Raw genomic sequence first — 19,901 nt, 5'->3', positions numbered from 1 at the left:
GCTTTAGAGTTTACCTGCCATGGCGTCCACCCACTGCCCGATCAGATCAAAGTAATCGTCCGCGGTGGCGCCCACCTCCGGATCCAGCGGCAGGGCATACACGGGCCAGTCCAGTTGCTCGCCCACGAAACGGGGGCCCCGTTCCTGATGGAAGGTGGCACGGATCACCACGCCATCCCGGCCTTCCAGATCACGCACCAGATCACGCAGATGACGGGCGGTGGGGGGAATGCCCGGCAGCGGCTCCACATAGCCGAGCACAGGGACATCGAGGCGCTTGGCCAGGTAGTCGGCATCCTCATGGAAGAACACGACACCCGGTGCATCGGCCACCCGCTCCCGCCAGACGGGCAGGTGCTCCTCCACCTTGCGCTCGAAGGCCTCGGCATTGGCGCGGAACAGCTCGGCATTGGCGGAATCGAAGCGGATCAGCCGCTCGGCCAGGGCGTGGGCCACCTGGGCCATGCGCACCGGATCCATGTTCACATGGGGGTTACCTGCCGGGTGCACGTCACCCAGCGCCCGGTCGGCGGGGCCGCCCACGCCGATCAGGTCCACCTGGGCGGCAGCCTCGAAATAACCGCTGCGGCCGGGGAAGACGCCGGGGTTGTTGGCGCCGCGAATGGCGGCGGGCAACCAGCCCACTTCAAGCTCGGCACCGACCGAGACCACCAGATCCGCGCCCCGCAGGGCGGCCATCATGCTGGGCCGGGCCTGCAGATAATGGGCGTCGCGATCCGCCGGCGCCAGCACCCGCACCGACACGGCATCGCCGCCCACCGTTTCCGCCAGCATGCCCATGGCAGGCGTGGTCGCCACTACGTTCACAGCAGCCTGGGCGGTGGCGGTGGACACCAGCAACACCAGGCCAATCAGCCATTTATACATCATCGTATCTCCCTTGAGGTATGAAATCGGGACTGCGGCCACCGGACCGGTTCGCTGACCCCCGGTGACCGCATTTCTCTGGTCTTGAACTTAGAATTCGTGGGCACCGTGCACGCCGAGCGCCATCTGGAACTGCAGCATGAAGGACCAGCCGTCACCGTCGTGATCATCATCCTCGGTGGCGAAGTCGGCACGGTTGACCTGGGCCCGCAGCATGGAGAACTCGGTGGGGCGGAAGGTGACGTTGCCGGCGTAGCGGTAGGAGGTGCCGAAGGAGTCGAAGCCGATACGTTGGCCTTGTGCATCCCTAAATCCACCCAGAGCATTGTCGTTGGTGAGACCTAATGCCTCGGCCCGGGCGCCTACCTGCCAACGGGGAGCAATTCCATGTGTTGCCTGCAGGTAAAGACCGTCCTGGCGAGTTGTAGCCGAAGTCGGGGTAGCGCCTGCGCTTTCTCGGTAGTCAGCATCAATGGCTCGGTAGAAATATTCTCCTTGCAGAACCCAGTCCCCCGCTCCATGGCTACGTCCAGCATCGTATTTATAAACTGCATCCACACCTGCAAACCAGGAATCACCATCCCAGGACTCTTGTCTTCCACTTGAGTGCGTTTCACCACGTTGAAAAGCTCGAGCGTATCCATAGGAGAGTCCAAACTGGGCTGCATGATCAAAGCCAAGGTCAGGCGCAAATTTGGCGAATCCTGTTACGAGCCTTGGACCGGATTCGTCCTTGAAGGGAAATCCATCTTCACGGCCTTCATAGGCAGCAATCCCCTCAGTCTCCCCCTGCAACAACTCGATCCCAAACCGGCTGTAGAACGGCGTGTTCGGCATCCACGTCAACTGCACCCCCGTCTCCTGCAGGCCGTGATCACCAAAGAGGAATTCGTTGACCAACGGGCGATCCACGAAGGCCCAGTCGTGGGGGTGCTGGGAGTTGATGTAGCCAATGTCGGAGAGGAACTTGCCCGCCTTGATCTGCAAGCCCGCCGGGAGGTTGCGGGTGGTGGCATAGGCCTCTTCTACCTCGATGTCGTGCTCATCCAGGGCCAGCATCACGAAGGCATCGAAGTAATTGTCCACCGAGGCACTGAAGGCCAGCTCGATCTCCCGCAGGTTGAAACCCTCGTCCAGATCATGGCCATGGTCATGCCCGCCATGACCGTGATCGTGGCCCGCCTCGAATCCCGCAGGGTCATCCACGTGACCACTGATCTCGTTGAAATACACGGTATCGACGATGATGGAGATATCGGGGTTGAAGGCCGATCCCGAGGTCACCTGGTGGGTGCCTCCCAGGGGCAGGGGGGCCAGGCGGGCACCCGGGAGCTGGCTGTCCCGGAACATATCCTGTGCCATGACCGGCATGGAAAACGACATCAGCACCGCGGCGGGCAGGGCGCGTTTGAGAGAAGGCATCGTGGGCGAGCTCCTGTGAGTGTGTGGTGAACTGAGAATCTTTTCGTTTGGGTGGGTTATACCATAGCTCAAGGAGATCTAAAAAGGGGCATGGGCACTCACACTTGACCGCGCCCCAGGATGCGACGCCACTTTCGGGTTCTAGAGCCCCTTGGGAGGGAGCGGTGGATACGGCGTGCTCAGGCTTGCCGGCAGGCGAGAGGACCCCATGAGCCACAGGTCGATCTGGCGCGCCACGTCACGCCCTTCCCCGATGGCCCATACCACCAGGGACTGCCCACGGCTGGCATCGCCCGCCACGAAGACGCCGGGCACCGGGGTCATCTTGCGCGCGTCAGCCTCCAGGGTATGACTCGAGGTGAGGGTCAGGCGCGGATCGTTCAGGCAGGCGGCTTCAGGGCCCTCGAAGCCGATGGCGATCAGCACCTTGTGGGCAGGCAGGATGATACCGCTCTCCCGCACGATCTTGTCGGTCCGACGCCCCTGGTCATCCCGCTTCCAGTCCACCCGTTCCAGTTCCAGGGCATCGACCCGGCCATCCTGATCCTGATCGAGAAAGGCCGCCACATTGAGACTGAAGGCCTCCTCCCCGCCTTCCTGAAGGGCATAGGTCTGCTGGCGAACCTGGGGTGACTGGGGCCAGAGGTTATCCGCCTGGCGGGTTTCGGGCAGCGGCGGATTGATGCTGATCTGCACCACCGAACTGGCACCCTGACGGTGGGCCGTGGCCACACAGTCGGCACCCGTATCCCCTCCCCCGAGCACCACCACCCGCCGGCCCTGCGCATTCATGGCCGCGTCCAGGGGCTCACCGGCCTGATGGCGGTTTTCGGCACACAGGTATTCCATGCCGAACAGGACACCCTGAAGTTCGCGGCCCGGCACCGCCACGTCCCGTGGGCGGCGTGCACCAATGGCCAGGCAGACGGCATCGAACCGCGCCTTGAGCTCATCAATGGACACATCCTCTCCCACAACCACACCACAGCGAAACTCGATGCCCTCGTCACGGAGCTGCTGCGCCCGGCGCGCCACCTGATGCTTGGCAAACTTGAAATCCGGGATGCCATAGCGCATCAGCCCACCGATGGCATCATCCCGCTCGAACACCGTCACCCGGTGCCCGGCCCGGTTCAGTTGCTGGGCCGCCGCCAGGCCGGCCGGGCCGCTGCCCACCACGGCCACCTGCCTGCCGGTGCGCTCCGACGGGGGCTCGGGACGTATCCAGCCCGCCTCCCAGCCCTGGTCCACGATGGCCCGTTCGATGTCCTTGATGGTCACCGCGTCATCGTTGATGGCCAGGGTGCAGGCCGTCTCGCAGGGCGCCGGGCAGGTGTAGCCGGTGAACTCGGGGAAATTGTTGGTGGCATGCAGGCGTGCCAGGGCTTCCCGCCAGGCACCCCGGGACACCAGATCGTTCCAGTCCGGGATGATATTGCCGATGGGACAACCCGCCATGCAGGTGGGGATGCCGCAGTCCATGCAGCGTTCCCCCTGGGTGCGCAACTGCGCCGGATCCCACCGGAACCGATAGATCTGGTGAAAATCCGCCACACGCGACGCCGGCTCACGATAGCCGATGGGCCGCCGGGGATGACGCAGGAATCCATCAGGATGGTTCTCGGACATGGCGTGATACCTCAGGCAAGGGGGGCCGGTGGCTGGACGCGGATGTCCTGCCCCCGGGACAGATAGTCCGCCACCACCTCGGCATAGGCCTCGGGCACCACCTTCACGAAGGTGTCCAGGGCCCCTGGCCACCCGGCCAGTATCCGGGCAGCCTTCTCGCTCCCGGTGCAGGCCACATGGTTTTCCAGCAGGCGCTGCAACAGCGCCTGATCCCGGGGATCGGTGACCGGCTCGGTGCGCACGCCTGCGGCATGGATGGCGTCTGCTGCCTGACCTTCCTCGTCCCAGAGGTAGGCCTCGCCGCCGCTCATGCCGGCGGCAAAGTTCCGCCCGATGGGACCGAGGATGACCGCCACGCCCCCGGTCATGTACTCGCAGCCATGATCCCCCACCCCCTCGACCACGCTCAGCGCCCCGGAGTTGCGCACACAGAAGCGCTCGGCACCGCGGCCATTGACATAGGCCTCCCCACCCGTGGCACCGAACAGGGCCACATTGCCGATGAGGGTGTTGTCGGCGGCCACATAGGGGGCGTCCGGCGGTGTCTTCACGCTGATCAGGCCGCCGGACAGCCCCTTGCCCACATAATCGTTGGCATCCCCTTCCAGGTGCAGGGCAATCCCCCGGCACAGGAAGGCCCCGAAACTCTGCCCCGCGGTGCCCGTGCAGTGAATCCGGATCGTTCCCGGCGGCAGTCCCTCGCCGCCATACCGGCGCGTGACCTCGTGGCTGAGCAAGGTGCCGAAGGTGCGGTCACGGTTGCGTAATCGAATGGACAGACTCACCGGCTCGCCATGGCTGAGCGCCGCATCGGCCTGGGCGATGACCTGGTGATCGATCTTGCGGTCCAGGCCATGATCCTGCCCTCGTACCCTGCGCGGGCTGTCGTCCGAGCGCACCCGTCGCAACAGGGCCGAGACATCGGGCATCGGCTTGTGCGCCGGTGCCATGGGCCGCGCCCGCAGGCAATCCACGCGACCGATGGCCTCATCCAGCGTGCGAAAACCCAGCGCCGCCATGATCCGCCGCATCTCCTCGGCCACGAATCGCAGATAATTGACGATGTGCGCCGGGTCTCCCTCAAAGCGCCGACGCAGTTCGGGATCCTGGGTGGCCACCCCCACCGAGCAGGTATTGCAGTGGCATTTGCGCAGCATGATGCAGCCCAGGGTCACCAGCGGCGCCGTGCCAAAGCCATATTCCTCCGCCCCCAGCAGGGCGGCGATCATCACGTCGCGTCCGGTCAGGAACCCGCCATCGGCCCGCACGGTGATCCGGGAGCGCAGGCCGTTGGCCATCAGCACCCGCTGGGTCTCCGCCAGCCCCAGTTCCCAGGGCGTGCCGGCATGCTTGATGGAGGTCTTGAGCGCCGCGCCGGTGCCGCCGGAATCCCCGCTGATCAGCACCGCGTCGGCCCGGGCCTTGGCCACCCCGGCAGCGATGGTGCCCACATTGGCCTTGGCCACCAGCTTGACGTGGATCTCGGCCCCTGGATTGGCACACTTGAGATCGTGGATCAGTTGCTGCAGATCCTCGATGGAATAGATGTCATGGTGTGGCGGCGGGGAGATCAGTCCCACCCCCGGCACGGTGAACCGTACCCGGGCGATGCCCTCGTCCACCTTGCCCCCGGGCAGTTCACCGCCCTCCCCCGGCTTGGCCCCCTGGGCCATCTTGATCTCGATCTGCCGGGCCTGGGCCAGGTAGCGGGCGCTCACCCCGAATCGGCCGCTGGCCACCTGTTTCATGGAGCACTCGCGTTCCGTGCCGAACCGTTCTGTCTGCTCGCCCCCCTCCCCTGTGCCGGATTTCCCGCCGATCCGGTTCATGGCCATGGCCAGCGCCTCATGGGCCTCCTGGCTCAGGGCCCCGAAGGACATGGATCCCGTGGAAAAACGCCGCAGGATGGACGCCGCCGGCTCCACGTCATCCAGGGGGATCGCGGCGGCCTCATCCTCGAGGAATCCCAACAGCCCGCGCACATTGAGAAGCCCCCCGGCCTGCTCGTTGATCTCACGGGCAAAATCCTCGTAGGCCCGGGCATCGTTGTTGCGGGCCGCCTGCTGGAGTTTGCCGATGCTGTAGGGATTCCAGTGATGCCGCTCGCCATCCCGCCGCCAGTACAGATGCCCGCCGGGGTCCAGCGGCAGTTCAGCCGCAATGGGCCGGCCAAAGGCCCGCTCGTGGTCTGCCAGGGCATCCTGCTCGATCTCCGCCAGGCCCACGCCGGGCAGGTGTGTGGTGGTGCCGGTGAACCAGGCATCAATCAATTCCTGATCCAGCCCCAGGGACTCGAAGATCTGCGCCCCCTTGTAGGCCTGCAGGGTGGAAATGCCCATCTTCGACATCACCTTCAGCAGCCCTCCCTCCAGGGCCTTGCGGTACTGTGCGACGGCGGCATCGGCCTCCGCTTCGATCATGCCCTCATCCACCAGGGCACGAATCCCCTGATAGGCCAGCCAGGGATGAATCGCATCCGCGCCGTAACCGATCATCACGCACATGTCATGGGCCGTATAGGGCTGACCCGACTCCAGAATGAGGGCCGTGCGCATGCGCAGACCACAGCGGATCAGATGATGATGCAGGGACGACACGGCCAGCAGCGCCGGGATCGCCACCCGCTCAGGCCCCACGAGCGCATCGCTCAGCAGCAGGATCCCGCCCCCTTGTTCGATGATCTGCACGGCTGTTGCGTGCATGGCACGTATGGCGGATTGCAGGTCGAGTTCCTTGGGATAGGTGATGTCGACCGGGTGCGGCTGCAGATCCTCACGGTGGATCATTCCAAGCGCATGCGCCTGGGCCCCGCTCAGAATGGGGGACGGCAGATAGAGTTGGCGGCAGTGATCCTTGCCTTCCTCGAGCAGGTTGCCGCGCGGGCCCACATAGGCGCCCAGCGAAGTGACCAGGGCCTCGCGGATGTAGTCCAGGGGCGGGTTGGACACCTGGGCGAACTGCTGCAGAAAATAGTGGCTCAAGGGGCGGGCACGGGATGACAGCATTGCCGGTGGGGTGTCATTGCCCATGGCGCCGATGGGATCCCGCCCGGATTCGGCCATGGGCTTGAGGAATGCCCGCAGGCCCTCCAGGGTGTACCCGAAGGCCCTTTGATACTGGTCCAGGGCATGCGGGAGAGCGCCGCCCATTGCCGGTCCGGAGGCGATGGGTGGGTCCGGGGGCAGTGTCAGACGGTGCTCGCGCAGCCAGCGCCCGTAGGGTCGTCCGGCCAGTTCAGAGAAGACCTGGGTTTCGGGAACGATCCCGCCACGCTCGGGATCGAGCACGAACAACGCCCCGGGATTCAGTCGCCCCTTGCGCAGGATCTGGTCCGGCGGCATATCCAGCACGCCCGTCTCGCTGGCCATGATCAGGCGCCCATCCCGGGTGAGGCTGTAACGGCAGGGCCGCAGGCCGTTGCGATCCAGCACCGCAGCAATGCGCTGTCCATCGGTGGCCACCACCAGGGCCGGACCGTCCCAGGGTTCCATCAGGGTACTGTGGTATTCGTAAAAGTCCCGTCGGTCCTCCGGCATGGCGGGATTCTTTTCCCAGGCCTCGGGAATGAGCATGCGCAGGGCATGGGGCAGACTGCGCCCGGTCAGCGCCAGCAGTTCCACCACGTTGTCCAGCTGGGCGCTGTCGCTCAGGCCCTCCCCGGTCAGGGGTTTGACCTTGTCCATGTCCTTGCCCAGGTGAGGCGAGGCCAGGGTGGACTCCCGGGCCCGCATCCAGTTCTGGTTGCCCCGCAGGGTGTTGATCTCGCCGTTGTGGACCAGATAACGATAGGGATGGGCCAGATCCCAGGCCCCCAGGGTGTTGGTGGAAAAACGCGCATGCACCAGCACCAGCGACGAAGTGACGCGGGCATCGGAGAGATCCGGGAAGTAGCTTCGGAACTGCCCGCAGGTGAGCAGGCCCTTGTATACCACCGTGGTCCGCGACAGGGAGCAGATGTAGAACGTCTCCGCCCCTGCCCCCACCAGATTGCGGTAAAGCACCTCGTTCTCGATCGCGCGCCTGAGGACGTAAAGTCGGACATCCAGGGCCTTGGGGTCCACCGCCTGTTTCGGCCGAACGAAGAACTGCCAGGTCTGGGGTTCGCTATCAAGGGCGGTCTGGCCCAGTTCCTGATTCTGAGTGGGCACCTGCCGCCACCCGAGCAAATCGAAGCCCTCGGCCTGGCAGCGCCGGGCAATCAACGTGCGGATGGCTGTCCGGTGATCTCCGTCCCGGGGCATGAAGACCTGGGCCGCCCCGTAATCGTCCCGGTCACCCAGCCCCGCCACCACACTGGAGAGAAAGGCATGGGGTTTTTGCAAAAGCATGCCCGCGCCGTCACCGGTGTTCTCCTCGGCGCCACGGGCGCCCCGGTGATCCAGGTTTTCCAGGCACTCAAAGCCATCCTCAATGAGCCCATGGCTTGCGTGCCCATCCAGGTGTGCCAGCACGCCCACGCCACAGGCCGCGTGCTGATGCCGTCTCAGCCAGGGGCCGGTCGCCTCTTCGGCACGTTCCCGCACCCCATCATGAGGATTTGCAAACTGGGTCATGGCAGCACTCCCAAGATGGATACAGCAAATTCGACCCTGTCGATTCATTCTGCGCCCGGCCCGTCGAGGGGATCAACTTGTCATGACAGGGTACCCACGGCGCGGCGCGACGCCGTTCCAGTCCGTTGGAGGCCCATGTGGGGTGATTGAGTTCCCTCAGGCCCTGGACTGAACCCCCTCACGGGCCCGCAGTCCCACCCCTTGAGGTGTCTTTCCAAGGAATTTGCCATGCGTGTTGTGGAGGTGATTGCGCCCGCCCGTTTGCAGACCCATCTGCTGGAGATGGCCCGTACCCACGGCGCCGTGGATGCCTGGTGCGGCACACTGAACGATGACGGCCGCGTGGCGGTGCGCATGGTGGTGCTGGAAGATGAGCGCCAGGCCCTCCTGGACGCTCTGCAAAGTCTGTTGATCGAGGAGCCCAGCGCCCGCATCGTGATCACTCCCATCGAGGCCACGGTGCCCATGCCGGCCCCGGGAGAGAACGACCCGCGCCCTGAGCGCCCCCGCTCGCGCAAGGTCAGCCTGGAGGAACTCTATGCCGGAATCGCCAAGGGCGCCACGCTGGATCGCAATTACCTGATGCTGATCGTCCTCTCCACCGTGGCCGCGGCCATTGGCCTGGCGGAGGACAACACTGCCGTGGTGATCGGTTCCATGGTGATCGCCCCGCTGCTGGGCCCGGTGATCGCGTTTGCGTTCGCCACCTGCCTGGGCGAGCGCTCGCTGGCCCTGCGTTCCCTGGCCACCACCCTGGCTGGCCTGACGGTGACGGTGGCTTGCGCCATGCTCATTGGTTATCTGTGGCCGGTGAGTGTGGGCAATCAGGAGGTGCTGGCGCGCACAGAGGTCAATATCTCGTATGTCATCCTGGCTCTGGCTGCGGGCGCTGCCGGAGTACTGGCCCTCACCAGCGGCGTGACCTCGCGTCTGGTGGGCGTGATGGTGGCGGTGGCCCTGCTGCCACCGGCTGCGGTGACCGGTCTGCTGGTGGGCAAGGGAGCCTTCGACCTGGCCCTGGGCGCGGGCCTGATGCTGGCGGCCAACGTGGTGTGCGTGGTGCTGGCGGCCCAGTTCGTGTTCCTGTTCCAGGGGGTGAAGCCCCGCCGCTGGATCGGCGTGGGCCAGGTGGAACGGTTCACCCCCTGGGACTGGGTGCTCTGGTCGCTGGGCTGCCTGCTCCTGCTCACCGGCCTGGTACTAGCCATCCTCTGGCGCAATGGGGCCTTTTGAAGCACTCAGCGGTGCAGATCCCCCGCGCTCTCGGGCTGATAGAGGATGGCATCGATGCGCACGCGGATGGTGCCACCACCGGGCCGGGGCCATTCGATGCTCTCTCCCACCGACAGGCCCAGCAGGGCGCTGCCCACCGGGGCCACGATGGAAATGCGGTTCGGCTCCCCGGTGCTGTCACGCGGGTAGACGAGGGTCATCTCGAAGGACTCGCCGGTGGACTCCATGACAAACCGCACCGTGCTGTTCATGGTGACCACATCGGCCGGCATCTCGTGGGGCTCGACCACCTCGGCCCGGTCCAGTTCCGCCTGCAAGGCAGCGCGCCCCGGGAAGCTGTCCTCCGGGAGGGAGGCCATCAGGGTATCCAGGCGGTCATAATCCTGGCTGGAGACAATCACCTTGGGTTTTTCTGTCACGTCCATACTCTTGGGAAAAGGCGTTCAACGAACTGCCATTGTAGCCCTAGCGTGCAGGAAAAGCTGCCTTCCCGGCAGCCACCAGGGATGAAAGATGTCCCCAGTCTCCAAAAGGTGCTCATGAAATTTCCCGTGGGAAAACACCTTGTCAAGACTTGACAGCCCAGGACTTTGAGGATTCCTCCTTTTAACCAGGAAACAAGCAGTTACAGACCCTGGCCATTTTTTGACCAATCTGTTCCCGGGCCGCGCACCGTCGCGGCCGGGCGGCGTTTCATGACATTTTGCCCACAAGGTTATCCACAGGTTCTGTGGATGATCGCGGGCCTCAGACGTGCTCGTGCAGCCCGCACTCGCGCTTAAGCCCGAAAAACCGCATCTGCTCTGGCTGTTCGATCTCGTGCACCGAGCGCGTGCTGTGTACGTCGCCGATGGAGAGATAGCCCTGGTGCCAGAGTGGATGGTAGGACAATCCGTGCCGCGTGAGGTACTGATGCACATCCCGGTCGGTCCAGTCGATGATGGGATGGATCTTGGCTCTTCCGTTCTGCCAGGCCACCACTTCAAGCCCGGCACGGCTCTCGGACTGTTGGCGGCGCAAGCCCGCCAGCCAGGCATCTGCCCCCAGATCCTGCAGGGCCCTCTGCATGGGTTCAACCTTGTTCATGCGGTTGTAGTGATTCAATCCCTCCAGTCCTTGCTCCCAGAGCCTTCCGAACCGGGCCTCCTGCCACGCGGATGACCAGGGGGAGCGATACACCTGAAGGTTCAGGTCCAGTTGCGCCGTCAACTCATCCACGAAACGGTAGGTTTCCGGGAAGAGATAGCCCGTGTCCACCAGGATGACGGGGATCCCCGGCCGCGCCTGGGTCACCAGATGCAGCATGACCGCCGCCTGAGCCCCGAAGCTGGAACTCAGTACGATGCGATCTCCAAAGCAACTCAGGGCCCAGTCCAACCGGGCGCGGGCGTCCAGGGGCTCCAACTCACGATTGATCCTCTCCAGGGTGTCGCGATCGCCTGAGATCCGATGGGGCGCGTGCATGAGTTCAATCCTCTTGGCGTTGAATGTGGCCCCACCTTAACCAAGATTGCGATTACGCAAAAAAGAATAAATTGTTTGCTATCAATTCCATTGGATTCTTTATGAGCCGGCATGGCTAATCCCCATTCGGTCTAATTCAATTCTTATAAATTCTTTTTCGCTATTGATATTTCGCATTATCTTGACCCCTCAGCGCCCTTGAGGCACCTCTCACAGACACCGAGGATGAGCATGTATCAGTACAGCGAATGGGATCAGGCTCTGCTCCGGGAGCGCGTTGAGCAATTCCGCGACCAGACCCGCCGCTTCCTGTCCGGGCAATTGAGCGAAGAGGCCTATCGACCCCTCAGGCTGATGAACGGCCTTTACATCCAACGCCATGCCCCCATGCTGCGCGTGGCCATCCCCTATGGCCTGCTCAGCAGTACGCAACTGCGGGGCCTGGCCCGGGTCGCCCGTGACCACGACCGGGGTTTCGGACACTTCACCACCCGCCAGAACATCCAGTTCAACTGGCTTGAACTGGAGCAGGTGCCCGAGGTGCTGGCATCCCTGGCCGAGGTGGGTCTGCACGCCATCCAGACCAGCGGAAACTGCATCCGCAATGTCACCTGCGACCCCCTGGCGGGCCTGACGCCCGAGGAGGTGGATAATCCGCTTCCCTGGTGCGAGGTGGTCCGTCAGTGGGCCACGCTTCACCCGGAGTTCAGCTATCTGCCCAGAAAATTCAAGATCGCAGTGACCGCCAGCCTGCAGGATCGCGCTGCCACCCGAATCCATGACGTGGGACTGCAATTGGTCAGGGGTGCCTCGGGCGAGCCTGGTTTCCGGATCAGCGTCGGCGGCGGCCTGGGACGGGACCCTCATCTGGCCCGGACCCTGCGGGCCTGGCTGCCCGCTGATGACCTGCTGGACTATCTCACCGCCATCCTGCGCGTCTACAACCTGCATGGGCGTCGCGACAACCTCTACAAGGCACGCATCAAGGTGCTGGTGAACAGTGTGGGTCTTCCGGCCTTCAAGGAGCAGGTGGAATCGGAGTGGGCCCTCATCCGCCGGGAACAACCGGTGTCCGCCCTGGAGGCCCATCGCCTGATCAGCGAACGGTTTGTCACGCCCGCTTACAGGGAGGGCGGCCCATCCCGGCCCCCTGCTCTACCAGCCAGTGCGAGCAACGAATTCGCGACAGCCTATGATCGCTGGCTCAGATTCAACACCCGTGAGCACCGGCATCCCGGCTACCGGGTGGTCTTCGTTCCGCTCAAGGGACCCGAACGAGCCCCCGGGGACCTCACCGATCAGGAGATGCATGCCCTGGCCGACCTGGCGGAGCGACACGGCTTCGGCGTGCTGCGCAGCACTCACGATCAGAATCTGCTGCTTCCCGATGTCCCCATAGCGGATCTGCCCAGCCTCTGGCAGGCCCTGGACTCGCTCGGACTCGCCCACGCCCATATCGGCACACTGACGGACATGATCGCCTGCCCGGGGCTGGATTACTGCAACCTGGCCAACGCCGCAACCCTGCCGCTGGCCCGGGACATACAGCAGCACTTTGATGACCTGGACTACCTGCATGACCTGGGCGACGTGCAACTGAAGATCTCCGGGTGCATGAATGCCTGCGCCCACCATCACGTGGGCCATATCGGCCTGCTGGGTGTGGAAAAGCAGGGTGCCTCCTGGTACCAGATCCAGCTGGGGGGATCCTCCGGCAAACAGGCCCGGCTTGGCCGGGTGCTGGGGCCTGCCGTGCCCGCGGACAAGGTGGTGGAAACCCTGGACAGGCTGCTCAGGTTCTACCTGGATCAACGCCAGCCTGAAGAACCCTTCCTGGACACGGTGCACCGCATCGGTCTCAAACCTTTCAAGGAGCACTTGTATGGCCCTGATCATGCTCGACGGGCGAACCGTGCCCGAATTGCCACGGCGGACGCCTGAAGAACACCAGGATGGTGACGGACCGGGGAACGTTCTGCTCGATCTGCGCCAATGGAGAGAAACGATGAACACCGGAGTCATCCCCGAGGGCGTGGAGGGCATCGTCCTGCACCCCGAGGATACACTCACGGATCTCATCCCCTGGCTGGGTCACCTGAACCTGTTGGCCCTTCACTTCCCCAAAGCCGGTGATGGACGCCCTTACAGCATGGCCCGACAACTGCGCGGGCGTTACGGCTATCACGGGGAGTTGCGGGCGGTGGGCGATGTCCGTGCGGACCAGCTGGATGCCATGCGACGCTGCGGGTTCACCAGCTTCGTACTGTCGGTGGGCGACCCTGCCACACCCGCCGCCCGGTATCTTCAGGGACCCCGCGCCTACCCACACTGGCAGGGTCCTTCTGCCGTACCGGGATAAGCACATGGATCATTTCCCCATCTTTCTGGACCTGCAAGAACGCCCCTGCCTGGTGGTGGGTGGCGGGCGGGTGGCGGCACGCAAGGCCCGGCGCCTGCAACAGGCCGGCGCTCGCGTACATCTGCTCACCCCGCACCTGACGCCGTCCCTGGCCGAGGCCGTGGCCCAGGGCCTGTTCGAGCATCAATCAGGCCGGTTTCATCACGGGGCCCTGGAAGGCATGACCCTGGTCATTGCTGCCACGGATGATGAGACCGTGAATCGAGCGGTCTACGAGGCGGCCCGACAGAGGGGCATCCTGGTGAACGTGGCCGACAGGCCGGAGCTGTGCAGTTTCATCATGCCAGCGGTCGTGGATCGCAGTCCGTTGATCGTGGCCATTGGCACCGGGGGCACGGCGCCGGTCCTGGCCCGTGCCCTGCGCGCCCGGCTTGAGGTATTGCTGCCACGAGATCTGGGCACCCTGGCACAACTGGCCGGCAGTTGGCGCGATCGGGTGGCCCGGGCCCTGCCGGAACCGGGGCAGCGCCGACGGTTCTGGGAGGCACTGCTGGAGGGCCTGTGGCAGCCGGGCATGAATCGACAGCCCCGGCATGAGGACTTCTCCCGTGTGCTCGATAACTGGGGCACGGGATCCGGGACCGAGGGCGAGGTGGCCTTCATGCCCTGCCCCCGGGATGAACCGGAGCACCTGACCATCCAGGCCCTGCGACTCCTGCAGCAAGCCGATGTGATCCTTCATGACCCGGACACGCCAGGCCCGGTGATGGATTATGCCCGTCGGGAGGCGGAACTGATCCCGGCGGGCCATTGCAATGACCTCAACGGAACGCCGCACAGCCCCACCCTGCCCATCATGATGCGCCACGTCCGTGATGGTGCCCGGGTGGTGCGCATCGGTCGGACAGACCCTCGGGATCCCTTCGCTTCCGAACGTGCCACGCTTGGCCAGCTGGGCATTCGGGCCTTCCCGGTGCCGGGTGTCTCGGGCCCGGTCGGGAGCATCACCCAGGCGATGGCCAGTTGACCCAGATCATGTGTCGCTGGAAACCCAACCATATTGCGTATTGTCAATATGGACCACTCCACCGGTCCCTCAAGAGGAAATCCATCATGCTTCCGGCCCCCGCCTTCACCCAGCCAACCCACCGCCTCCGGCTGCTGCTCTGTCTGCTGACAGCCCTGCTGCTCCTGCCGACCACCGCACTGACCTCAGAGAACCGCGTCAGCCCGTCCTCGCCCCTGGGTCAGGTGGTGGCCACCGACAAGGACATCAAGGTCTTCAAGACGCCTTACTGCGGGTGTTGCAATGACTGGGTCACCTACATGGAAGAGGAAGGCTTCACTGTGGAGGCGGTGGACGTGAGTCAGGAACAACTCAATGTGCTCAAGGTTCACGGTGGCCTGCAACCGGGCATGGGCTCCTGCCACACGGCCTTCATCGACGGCTATCTGATCGAGGGCCATGTGCCTGCCAGCCACATCCGTCGCCTGCTGGATGAGCAGCCCGATGTGGCCGGACTGACGGTCCCCGGCATGCCGGTGGGTTCCCCCGGCATGGAAATGGGCGACCGTTTTGATCCTTTCGATGTGATCACCTTTGATCGCAGTGGCCAAAGCGAGGTATTTTCTTCACACCATCAGAACTGAGCACCTCAAACTTAATGGAAAAACAGAACAAGACCCTCACCATGAGCGTGCTCATGACGCCGGACATGGCCAACTTCACCGGCCATGTCCACGGGGGGGCCACCCTCAAGCTGCTGGACCAGGTGGCCTATGCCTGTGCCGCCCGCTATTCCAACAACTACGTGGTCACCCTCTCGGTGGACCAGGTGTTCTTCCGGGAGCCTCTGCGGGTGGGTGAGCTGGTCACCTTCCTGGCCTCCATCAACTACACGGGCAACAGTTCCATGGAGGTGGGCATCCGGGTGAATGCGGAGGACATCATCCACCAGAACGAGCGCCACGTGATGACATCCTATTTCACCATGGTGGCGGTGGACGAGCATGGGCGCCCGATGAAGGTGCGCCCGCTGGAAATCGAAACCCCCACCGAACGCAGGCGGTATGAAAACGCCGCCCTGCGCAGGGAATTCCGTCGCGAAATCGAACGGCGCAACGCGGAAATCCGCAAGACCCATGGCCCCAGCGATGATAGCCCCTGAACACATGACCCCAGATCATTTGACCGACGGCGCGTATTCGCCCGGATGACCAAAATACCCGGACGCCAGTTCCGCCGCCCTGCCGGCCACCGCCTCGGGTGTGAACACATAAAATCGCCACAGGCCGGCGTAACGCGCCTCCAGGGCCGAGATCTCGGCGCAGGCGGCGCTGGCAGGGTCATTGAGGCGACGCAGACCTGAGGCCGTCTCCACCCAGGCCCGCGCCTCCTTCATCACCGTCAGGGCCGGGCAATAGACGATCACCTCTTCCGGCGACACCCCAAGCTCGCTGGCCAGCACCGCTTCCGCCTCCGCGCGCCGGGTACCCGAGTCATGATAAAGCCCTACCAGGGCCGCCCGCTCCGACTCGTCCAGGCTGGAAGCGGACAGCACGTAGCCGCGCTTGAGCAGGCGACGCCTCGCCAGGCCTTGCGCCAGATGACGCGCTCCCGGCGGAGACCCGGGCTGTTCCAGCCGATCCAGCAAGGTCCAGTCGTTGAGGTGCAGCAATTCGGGTTCGGTCAGCCACTGCGCCTGCATGGCCAGTTCCACCGCCTTGGAGATCATGGCCCCGGCCACCACCTTGGTGTGGTGATAATAAACCCGCTCGGTGAGGAAATAACGCATTCGCAGCAACTGCACCACCTCGGACCGGGCATCGGGGCGGTCCATGCCATGGCGCGCCATGCGCAGGGCCAGGTGATCATCGGCCACGGTGAAATAACGGAACACCCGATCGTCATAGTCCTGGGCCAGCCCGGTGAACCGGCTGTCGCGACGCAGGTAGTCCAGCAGGTCCGCATCCAGGGTGGAGGCGATGATCTCCCCTGCCCAGCCGGGCAGGTGGCCTGGGGCCTCGCCGAGCAGACCGGCGATCTCGCCCAGGATGCCCAGTTTCTCCAGGGCCTCGCCCAGCGCGCCCTTCAATAACCGGGACATCCGGTCACCCTTGTCGTGACGCGGGAACAGGCGCCGCTCATCCTCCAGGGTGTGTCCGAAGGGGACGTGGGTGACGTCGTGCAACAGCGCCCCTACGCCGATCAGGTCTTCCAGATCCGCGGGCACCGGCGTGCCCTGACGACGCAGGCCCTCCAGCATGCGGTGCGCCAGCGCACAGGCCCCCAGGGAGTGATCGAAGCGGGTATGCAAGGCACCGGGATAGACGTAGCTGGCCGTGCCCAATTGCTTGATCCCCCGCAGGCGCTGCACGTCCGGCAGATCCAGCACCGCCTGCTCCAGGGCGCTCAGTTCGATGTCGCCATGGACCGGATCACGGATCACCATGGGCCTTGCATCCCCACGGCCTCCCTTCACCAGGGCAAGGCCTCACCATCGAAAGACCAGAACCCACCGCTGTCTTCGGGACTCAGGCCCTCCAGCACCTGAAGCATGCAGTTCACGCTATAACCGGGCGTGAACAGGGCGTCCGCAGGCACGTTGCGCTGGAAAGGTTTGGAGAGAGCTGTATCCGTCGTACCCGGATGCAGTGACGCCAGCACAAGTTGTGGATGGGTGCGCCGCAACTCGATGGAGAGGTTCTTGATCACCATGTTCAGGGCCGCCTTGGAGGCCCGATAGCTGTACCACCCCCCCAGTCCGTTCTCGCCGATACTGCCCAGGCGCGCGGACACTGTGGCGAAGATCGCCGGACGACCATGACGCATGAGCGGTGCCATATGCTTGGCCAGCAGCAGCGTCGGCAGGGTGTTGACGCGAAAGTTCTGCATCACAAACTCGGGCTCCACCTGGGCCACGCGCTTCTCGGGGCCATGCGCCCCTTCATGCAACAGGCCTGCGGCGTTGATCAGCCAGTCGATTTCGCCAAGATCCCGAGCCAGCCGGGCCACAGCCGATTCATCCGTCACATCCAGAGGCGCCCATTCCACCTTGGCGTCCTCCCATGAGGGTGGCGTGCTGCGATAAGTACCCACAACACGCTGCACCGACTCCCGCGCCGCCAGGGTCTGTGCGAAGGCGGAACCGATGCCACCTGATGCACCCACGATCAGGATATTCATTGCGCCACGCCGCTCCTCTTCGGGCAGTCCAGGGTGGAGAGGATCTCCTGGGAGAGGGTATCCATCACCCAGCCGAAGCCCTCCCCATAATCGGATTCGTAAAAGCGCTGACTTCCAAAACTCACTCGTGAGGCCACCAGCACATCCCCCCGGGATTCTCGCGCCGCCCGCCGCTGGGTCATCAACTCACCGGACCCGGCTTCGAACAGATAGATCTCCACCTCCGCTCGGCGGCTATGCCGGTTTCGCAGGATACCCACGCTTTCATAGCCAATGTCGAGCACGATGCCGGCCACCAGAAAGTCCACCTCCATGTCCTCTGCGATCATTTTCACCCGTTCCCTCACCTCGGTAGCGCGGGGGTTGGGGAGATTCCCGTTCAGGGGAAAGAACAGACGACGATGGGCAGCACGATGGACCTCCAGCGGCGTATTGATCCCCACCCGATGCAGGATCTCATTCGGAACGCCCATTTCGACCCCCGCCACCCCCATCAGGGTGTTTTGATGGGGCTTGAGGAGCGGGAAACTCACGGCCCCGATCCGCATCCCCATCAGTGCCCCACAGCCGGTCTGAACCTCGTCCACACGGACCTTCACACGATAGAAATCACCTTCCTGGCCTTCACTGATGACCTCATATCGAGAAATATGGGTTCCAATCCGGAACCGGGATTCATCGGACACCACCACCCCTCGGTGCAGGCCGACCTCTCCCCGAATGGTAATCCCTGACTGGGCGGAGGCAGACCAGAGCGCATCCTTGAGGGCTTCCCTGCGCGCTTCCTGCACACTCTGATTTGCCGTGGAGGCGACGCCATCGGCGACGAAGGACTCCCCGAAGGCCATCCCTGGCAGCCACATCAGCACGATGAGTGCGAGAAGCCTCATGACATCCCTTCATCAACGTTGGTAGTAGTAGTAAGGCGCCTGCGAGCAGTAGGGCTCGGTGCAGTGCTGCCATTCAGGCACGCGTTGCCGGGGGGCCTGCAGAGGCACGACCCGGGTGGGCGGACAGGGACTGGCGCCGCAATACTGCCGCGTGACCACGGGCTGAGGAGGAGCCACCGGTCTGGCCGGCTGACACAGGTGGGGTGCCGCCACGCAGCGATAGAAATCATGGCCCACAGTGTACTCAAGCGTGGTCTCATAAATGTCATCCTCAATGAGCGCCACATCAATCACCCGTGCCCCCCGGATTTTCTTGTCTATGTAGGACCTCACTCTATCACGCTCACCCGCCATGTCACGCAGGCTGGTGCCGCCCTCGAGCCGCATGCCATAAAGTTCCTCAGCCAGGTTGCGGTAGGCATCGAGTCGACTGGCCCGAATGGCCATGAGTTTCTGCTGAGATTGCGTCAGGTCAGGTCTTGGCACACTCGTGCCATGCCCCCGAACCCGGATGGTACGTTCTTCCATGGCCGTGTATTGGTACCCTTGAACAGGCACTTGGTAGGAGTGGGCACAGGCTCCTGTAAGCGTTATTACACCAAAAAGCACAAGCACATACGCCATTTTTTTCATTTTCTTTCTCCGTGAGTGACAACCAGCCTCAGTAATCCCAGAAGCGCCCGGGCCGCCCGACCTCCTGGTCGCATATCAAACACGAAACCGAAGGCCCGAAGACAGACTGGACAGGAGCCCCAAGCTTTTGTATAAGCGGCCCTTATGGTCGGTATCGGCATCGACCACGAGGACTTTAGGCATCGCGACCAATCCCTTGAAGGTGTCCATCCTGTCCCGACTGACCTACCCCGCGCGGCCATCCCGTCACCGGCCTTTTTCATCACGGGCGCAGGCCCTGACCATTACGCCCGGCAGGGCCATACTCATCATGGCCATGTTGATGGTGATGGCAGCACAGGCGGGTCAGGTCGCTACCGGCCACACGCCACCTCACATGATGGCGTTCGCGACCGCTGCCACGCCCGAGAGCGCCGGGATCACGCAAAGCCTTGCCGACGCCCGAGCCAGCCTTGATGCCGGCAACCCCATGGAAGCGCTCCGCCGGTTGCCATGGCACACGGAAGGTTTGCCCGATGAACTGCATGCAGAAGCACTGGATATCCGGGCCGGGAGTGAAGCCGCTCTGGGACGAATCCTGGACGCCATCAAAACCTGGCACACCCTGTACACGGCTGGATTCAGCGCAGACCATTCTGCGCATG

At 63.9% G+C, this 19,901-nt stretch carries 17 protein-coding genes; 6 read left to right on the top strand and 11 right to left on the bottom strand.

Features of this window, described 5'->3' with window-relative positions; all coding sequences use genetic code 11:
* Positions 1 to 3: 3 nt before the first annotated feature.
* From ECTHA_RS0112075 to gltB, 4 genes are all read right to left on the bottom strand, one after another.
* Positions 4 to 891, bottom strand: coding sequence for a metal ABC transporter solute-binding protein, Zn/Mn family (locus ECTHA_RS0112075; protein WP_026623770.1), 888 nt, complete (start codon positions 889 to 891; stop codon positions 4 to 6).
* A gap of 87 nt (positions 892 to 978) precedes the next feature.
* Positions 979 to 2,310, bottom strand: a complete 1,332-nt coding sequence (locus tag ECTHA_RS0112070; RefSeq protein WP_238984785.1) for a TonB-dependent receptor — start codon at positions 2,308 to 2,310, stop codon at positions 979 to 981.
* Positions 2,311 to 2,451: 141 nt separating this feature from the next.
* Positions 2,452 to 3,939, bottom strand: a complete 1,488-nt coding sequence (locus ECTHA_RS0112065; protein WP_025282948.1) for a glutamate synthase subunit beta — start codon at positions 3,937 to 3,939, stop codon at positions 2,452 to 2,454.
* A gap of 11 nt (positions 3,940 to 3,950) precedes the next feature.
* Complete coding sequence (gltB, locus tag ECTHA_RS0112060; RefSeq protein ID WP_084306967.1) at positions 3,951 to 8,492, bottom strand: glutamate synthase large subunit; 4,542 nt, start codon at positions 8,490 to 8,492, stop codon at positions 3,951 to 3,953.
* 228 nt (positions 8,493 to 8,720) lie between these two features.
* Here gltB and ECTHA_RS0112055 point away from each other — a divergent pair, with 228 nt between their 5' ends.
* Positions 8,721 to 9,725, top strand: a complete 1,005-nt coding sequence (locus tag ECTHA_RS0112055; RefSeq protein ID WP_025281272.1) for a TIGR00341 family protein — start codon at positions 8,721 to 8,723, stop codon at positions 9,723 to 9,725.
* Positions 9,726 to 9,730: 5 nt separating this feature from the next.
* Here ECTHA_RS0112055 and rnk read toward each other — a convergent pair whose 3' ends face one another.
* Positions 9,731 to 10,150 carry a nucleoside diphosphate kinase regulator gene (gene rnk / locus ECTHA_RS0112050; protein ID WP_026623767.1) on the bottom strand — a complete coding sequence of 140 codons (420 nt, stop codon included), beginning with the start codon at positions 10,148 to 10,150 and terminating at the stop codon, positions 9,731 to 9,733.
* Between the two features lie 322 nt (positions 10,151 to 10,472).
* Complete coding sequence (locus ECTHA_RS0112045; protein ID WP_025281270.1) at positions 10,473 to 11,189, bottom strand: phosphoadenylyl-sulfate reductase; 717 nt, start codon at positions 11,187 to 11,189, stop codon at positions 10,473 to 10,475.
* Positions 11,190 to 11,420: 231 nt separating this feature from the next.
* Here ECTHA_RS0112045 and ECTHA_RS0112040 point away from each other — a divergent pair, with 231 nt between their 5' ends.
* The 5 genes from ECTHA_RS0112040 (at position 11,421) to ECTHA_RS0112020 (ending at position 15,716) form a co-directional block, all read left to right on the top strand.
* On the top strand, positions 11,421 to 13,130 hold the full coding sequence (locus ECTHA_RS0112040) for a nitrite/sulfite reductase (protein WP_026623766.1): 1,710 nt from the start codon (positions 11,421 to 11,423) through the stop codon (positions 13,128 to 13,130).
* A gap of 64 nt (positions 13,131 to 13,194) precedes the next feature.
* Positions 13,195 to 13,548, top strand: coding sequence for a DUF934 domain-containing protein (locus ECTHA_RS19080; protein WP_203225309.1), 354 nt, complete (start codon positions 13,195 to 13,197; stop codon positions 13,546 to 13,548).
* 4 nt (positions 13,549 to 13,552) lie between these two features.
* Positions 13,553 to 14,575: an NAD(P)-dependent oxidoreductase gene (locus ECTHA_RS18150; RefSeq protein WP_051582647.1), complete on the top strand. Its 1,023-nt coding sequence runs from the start codon at positions 13,553 to 13,555 to the stop codon at positions 14,573 to 14,575.
* A gap of 86 nt (positions 14,576 to 14,661) precedes the next feature.
* Entirely contained in the window at positions 14,662 to 15,198 is a 537-nt protein-coding gene (locus tag ECTHA_RS0112025; protein ID WP_084306963.1) for a DUF411 domain-containing protein, read from the top strand.
* Between the two features lie 14 nt (positions 15,199 to 15,212).
* Positions 15,213 to 15,716, top strand: coding sequence for an acyl-CoA thioesterase (locus ECTHA_RS0112020; protein WP_025281267.1), 504 nt, complete (start codon positions 15,213 to 15,215; stop codon positions 15,714 to 15,716).
* Positions 15,717 to 15,731: 15 nt separating this feature from the next.
* On the opposite strand, the gene ECTHA_RS19075 is transcribed toward ECTHA_RS0112020, so the two are convergent.
* The 5 genes from ECTHA_RS19075 to ECTHA_RS20600 form a co-directional block, all read right to left on the bottom strand.
* Positions 15,732 to 17,000 (bottom strand): HD domain-containing protein, encoded by a 1,269-nt coding sequence (locus ECTHA_RS19075; RefSeq protein WP_025281266.1) that lies wholly within the window; start codon positions 16,998 to 17,000, stop codon positions 15,732 to 15,734.
* Positions 17,001 to 17,026: 26 nt separating this feature from the next.
* On the bottom strand, positions 17,027 to 17,734 hold the full coding sequence (locus tag ECTHA_RS0112010; protein ID WP_029762348.1) for an SDR family NAD(P)-dependent oxidoreductase: 708 nt from the start codon (positions 17,732 to 17,734) through the stop codon (positions 17,027 to 17,029).
* Entirely contained in the window at positions 17,731 to 18,624 is an 894-nt protein-coding gene (locus ECTHA_RS0112005) for a flagellar assembly protein T N-terminal domain-containing protein (RefSeq protein ID WP_025281264.1), read from the bottom strand. The genes ECTHA_RS0112010 and ECTHA_RS0112005 overlap by 4 nt, the downstream gene beginning before the upstream one ends.
* Positions 18,625 to 18,636: 12 nt before the next feature.
* A complete protein-coding gene (locus tag ECTHA_RS19070) occupies positions 18,637 to 19,152 on the bottom strand; it encodes an LPP20 family lipoprotein (protein WP_025281263.1) in 516 nt (171 codons plus the stop codon).
* A gap of 367 nt (positions 19,153 to 19,519) precedes the next feature.
* Positions 19,520 to 19,900 (bottom strand): hypothetical protein, encoded by a 381-nt coding sequence (locus tag ECTHA_RS20600; protein WP_338018932.1) that lies wholly within the window; start codon positions 19,898 to 19,900, stop codon positions 19,520 to 19,522.
* Between the last annotated feature and the right edge of the window lies 1 nt (position 19,901).

This window comes from Ectothiorhodospira haloalkaliphila ATCC 51935, assembly GCF_000633935.1.
Taxonomy (GTDB): Bacteria; Pseudomonadota; Gammaproteobacteria; order Ectothiorhodospirales; family Ectothiorhodospiraceae; genus Ectothiorhodospira; species Ectothiorhodospira haloalkaliphila.
Note: the sequence above shows the minus strand (reverse complement) of the source record. Positions and strands in the feature narration are given on the sequence as shown.